We start from the raw sequence: 4,143 nt of genomic DNA on the forward strand, positions 1-4,143 counted from the left end.
AACCGAAAATTGCGCCGGTCCGGACGGTTCGCGGCGCCAGCCTGTCGTTTCGTGTCCGACCGTGTTCAGACGTCGATAGTCTTGTCGAAGCCGGTCGGCGCTTGCGCGATCTCGACCGTATCGATCAGGCGCGACAATTCGTGATGGCTTGGGCGCGCGGTCTCGACCAATCCGTTCTCCGATTTGGAAACGTCGACGCCCAGCGTGCGCTGGAATGCGCCCGCATCGCCCTCGATATTGACGCCGAACCGCCCGATGCGGTGGACCTTGAAGCCGCTTTCTTGCAATAGCGTTGCCGCCCGCTCCATGTCGGCCTTATCAGGGCGATCGTCGTCCGCATTGGTCGCAGCGCGTACGCGCACGGTGGCAATGGCCATCGGTCCTCCTTCAGCGGTTCGCTGATGATCGATGATATCGTGTCCGGCTCGCCAAACGTCCAGATGCCCGAGTGGCCTCGCCGATCTGGCGCAATCCGCATCCTCCCGGTTTGTTCCCGCTGACGTCAAGCGTTAGACGGCCTTGAGCGCCGCGGCGGCGTTGACCAGGCCAAATCCTACGGCGGTATTGGGCTGGTCGGAGGCTGGGAAGCCCATGGCGTTGCGCCCCGTCGTGACGGCGACGCAGCTTTGCTCGAGTGCGGTCTTGGCGGCGGCTGGCGTCAATACCTTCCCGGCGGCGCGCGCCTTCTGCACCATCAGCGCCACCACACCGGCGATCTGCGGCGTGGCGCTACTGGTGCCGCTGGCACCGACCCAACCGTCGTCGGCAGCGGTCCCATCACTATCGGGGAAAGCATTGCCGGCATTCTCGTTGTCCATCGTGTTGGAAGGCTGGGTCGGCATCATGATGTAGATCGCCTTGGGAAGCTGGCCGCAGAGGCCGCATACGTCCGGGATCCGTCGTCCCTGGAACATGCCGCTCATGTAGCCGCTGGCGTAGTTGCTGGCTTCAAAGCCGCCGGTCTCGTTCCAATAGACGCCGCCGATCGAAATCACGGTCGGCTCGCTGCCCGGCCAGGCATATTGGCCGTTGCCGGCCGCAAACAGCACGATCTTGCCTTCGTTGATGATGCTGAGCAGCGACGCTTGCAGTGCCGGGAATAGCTGCTCGCGATCCCAGCCCCATGAGCAACTGATGACATCGACGCCGGCCTCGGCGGCGTCTTCCAGCGCATCCTGTGGCGGATCGGTCTGCTGGAAGCCGAGCACCTCCGCCTTCGGCGCGGTCGCGAAGATGTTGTAGGCGACCGCGCTGCCATGGCCGTAATTGTCGACCTGCGGGTCGGGCGCGGATGCGGTCGGCATGGCGCGGATGTTCAGGCCGCGCTGGCTGTAATAAGGGTGCGGATAGAAGCCGGTATCGATCAGGCCGACCTTGACGCCGGTGCCGTCATAGCCGGCGGGGACATTGAGCAGCCGGCGGATGCTGGCTTCATCGACATGGTGATAGCTCACCGTGGGCGCATTGGCAGAAGGCGGCGCGAAGAACAGCGGCGGCGGCGTAAACACCAGATGATCGATATTCTTGCTTACCTTGGTCGGGACGCTGAGCGATGTCGCCGGGGTTACGAACAGATCATGCACGAACGGCGGCTCGAAGTCGGTTGCGAACATCGAGGCGGCGCGCACCTGCGATCGGCGCGCGCGAGCCTGGATGACGAGCTTGCTGCCGATCAGCTTCTCGACCACATCGGCGCTGCCGCTCATCGTCACCGTGAAGCGGCCTTTGCGGATCAGCTTGCAGCCTTCGGCGATCAATGTCTCGATCGCGGCATCTCGCTGATCCGGCGCCGGCCTGAATTCGTCGAGATTATCAGGCGTGAGCAGCCCCTTCTGTGCCTGGATAGGCTTGCCGGTCACCGTCGTCGTGGCCACCGTGAACGTGACCTCGCGGGATAACTCGCTCACCCTGTCCGATAGCGTGTCCGATGTCCTGACGATCGGCTCGAGGCCGCTCGCGAACGTCAACGCACCGGGCGTGGCCCATGCTGTCGGCTTGGGAGCGACAGATTGTCTGGAAGGCGACGCGGACGGTGCCCTGGTGCGCGGCGAGGGCGCTGCGACTCCAGGCTTCGCTGTCGGCGCGCCGCTTGCCGTTTTCCTCGGCGGTCCTCCTGCAGCTTTGGCCTTCCTTGCAGCCTCCTTGTTGGTCTTTGTCTTGGTGTTGGTCTTTGCAGTCGTCTTGGCGCTCGTCTTGGCAGCCTTCCGGGCTTGCTTGGCCTTTGCACCTGTTCGCTTGGCCGACGATTTGGCTTGTCCACGCTTGGCCATTTCGCTTCCCCCATGACCGCAACTTACGGGAATATTAACCTAAATATGCTCCTATTGATAGCGGCGAGCCGCGCAAGCCGATCGAGCTCGACGCCGGGCAAGGCGCGGCAATCGCGGAAGAAGCGGGTGCATCGCATGGAGCCGCTGGTTATCGGCGAGCCCACCGAAGGCGGCAGCTTTGGCCGGGCCGGTACCGAAGCATCGTGTCGCGGACCGGGACCACGTAGTTCGCCGTGGTCGGGTTGATATCGGACTGCGGTCCTCTCCGTCTTGTGAAGCGGAGTGACAGATCGCGCGGCTTCATATCGAGAGCGAATCGATTACCTCCAACGTCATCGCGCGGCCGATAACCAAACTGTAATTTGCGACCGAACACGCCGGACACTATTCACGGCGTCCGCTCCGCTCTGCCTTGGATGAGATGATTACCGATGTCCGACACCTGGAAATGGATTGCCGTCGGCATCTGTCTCGCGCTGTTCGCAACCGACACCGTGCTGAAGCCGCACGAGACGCCGAACCGCATGGTGTTCTTCGAACTGCATCGCGGCCACGATCCTGTTGTGATCGGCATGATGCGTGACGACCTGCTGAAGCTGCCGGGCCGCGGCGCCGAGCGGCTGTCGAATGCGCTGGCGCAAGGCCAGCCGCTGACGGTCTGGCAGTACGGTCTGCGAAAAGCCGAGGACGGCAGCTATCAGGCCTCGCCGGATCGGCAGATCGAGCTGACCTCCGCCGATGCGTCGCGACTCACCTTTGGCGCCAAGATTCGCTTGCCTGATTGATCGTGCTTCGCTTCGTCCGTCGCCATGAGGTCGATGGGTGCGGCGGCGTGTGTTCCAGCGCGGGACGTGACGACGATGGATTGGGCGAATCAGTTCGTCCGATCTCCGCCACGATTTTGACCGAACAAAGCCCCGGTAATCACCGGGGCCTTTTTTGTGCTCGTTGTGGCTGGCGTCCATGATAGGTAGGAAAAAGCTGCCGCCGTGGCGTTAACGTCACCGCCGGAACCGGTGTGCGGCCAGTTTGCCTACGGCATCACCCAAAGGGTGCAGCGAGCCAGCAACACTTGAGTTGAATTTGTTTTCCGTTGCCGCGCTGTCTGGACAAAAACGCGATCTCGCAACACGCTGACATCAGCGATTACGGATTGAGCTTTCGTGTTCCGAACCTGCTTGGGAACGGTCGGTTGCGAGTGTGAGATACGTCGCAGTTACGCATCACAAAGTCACGCATCACCAAGAAACGCATCACAGTCGGTCAGATCGGTTTCGACGGGATTGAACTGGGGCTCGGCATGAAATTTTTGACGGGGTTGCTCGCGGTCGTTCTTTTGATCGCGGGGGTGGGGGCCAGTCACGCAGTGGTCCGAATCGCTGACGACCGCGGGGGGCGGATCGGAACATATGTCGACCGTTATCAGGGGCTCCGCACCTCCGGCGAATATGTGATCATCGACGGGCTCTGCGCCTCGGCCTGCACGATCGTGCTCGGCGCCATCCCGCACGACAAGATCTGCGTCACCTCGCACGCCAATCTCGGTTTCCATGCCGCCTGGGATTTCGGTGCCAACGGCCGTGCCGTCACCAATGCCGAAGCGACCCAGATGCTCTACTCGATGTATCCGTCGCAGATCCGGCACTGGATCTCCCAGCGCGGCGGGCTGACCCCGCGGATGATCTTCCTGCACGGCCGGCAGCTGCAGGCCATGTACCGGCCCTGCTATCTCGACGCCCAGGCGTCGTCACCTTCACACGTGCAGGCCGCTCCGGCGCCTGCCGTCGTGCCGGCGTTGTCGCCGGCGGCTGCCAAGGCCTCGGCGTCGCACTGACGACGATGCGCGGGAAGGCGCCTTCAGCGCCTTCAGCAT

5 protein-coding genes are annotated in these 4,143 nt (G+C 62.9%); 3 read left to right on the forward strand and 2 right to left on the reverse strand.

Annotated features, from left to right (window positions below):
* Window positions 1-65 precede the first annotated feature (65 nt).
* The gene (locus WA702_RS05010) at window positions 66-377 is read right to left on the reverse strand and encodes a hypothetical protein (RefSeq protein WP_425109429.1); all 312 of its coding nucleotides are present in this window, start codon (window positions 375-377) and stop codon (window positions 66-68) included.
* A 132-nt stretch (window positions 378-509) separates the two neighbouring features.
* On the reverse strand, window positions 510-1,859 hold the full coding sequence (locus WA702_RS05015) for a S8 family serine peptidase (protein WP_425109430.1): 1,350 nt from the start codon (window positions 1,857-1,859) through the stop codon (window positions 510-512).
* Between WA702_RS05015 and WA702_RS05020 the strand changes: the two genes are divergently transcribed.
* The 3 genes from WA702_RS05020 (at window position 1,849) to WA702_RS05030 (ending at window position 4,104) form a co-directional block, all read left to right on the forward strand.
* The gene (locus tag WA702_RS05020) at window positions 1,849-2,286 is read left to right on the forward strand and encodes a hypothetical protein (RefSeq protein ID WP_425109431.1); all 438 of its coding nucleotides are present in this window, start codon (window positions 1,849-1,851) and stop codon (window positions 2,284-2,286) included. The two genes, WA702_RS05015 and WA702_RS05020, sit on opposite strands and share 11 nt — an antisense overlap.
* A gap of 415 nt (window positions 2,287-2,701) precedes the next feature.
* Window positions 2,702-3,055, forward strand: coding sequence for a hypothetical protein (locus tag WA702_RS05025; protein WP_425109432.1), 354 nt, complete (start codon window positions 2,702-2,704; stop codon window positions 3,053-3,055).
* A gap of 515 nt (window positions 3,056-3,570) precedes the next feature.
* Window positions 3,571-4,104 carry a hypothetical protein gene (locus tag WA702_RS05030; RefSeq protein WP_425109433.1) on the forward strand — a complete coding sequence of 178 codons (534 nt, stop codon included), beginning with the start codon at window positions 3,571-3,573 and terminating at the stop codon, window positions 4,102-4,104.
* The last annotated feature ends 39 nt before the right edge of the window (window positions 4,105-4,143 follow it).

Origin of the sequence: Bradyrhizobium sp., assembly GCF_049798375.1 — a bacterium.
Classification (GTDB): Bacteria; Pseudomonadota; Alphaproteobacteria; order Rhizobiales; family Xanthobacteraceae; genus Bradyrhizobium.

Coding starts and splice junctions, on each gene's coding strand:
- WA702_RS05030 (WP_425109433.1), top strand. CDS start 3,571: ATGAAATTTTTGACGGGGTTGCTCGCGGTCGTTCTTTTGATCGCGGGG.
- WA702_RS05010 (WP_425109429.1), bottom strand. CDS start 377: ATGGCCATTGCCACCGTGCGCGTACGCGCTGCGACCAATGCGGACGAC.
- WA702_RS05025 (WP_425109432.1), top strand. CDS start 2,702: ATGTCCGACACCTGGAAATGGATTGCCGTCGGCATCTGTCTCGCGCTG.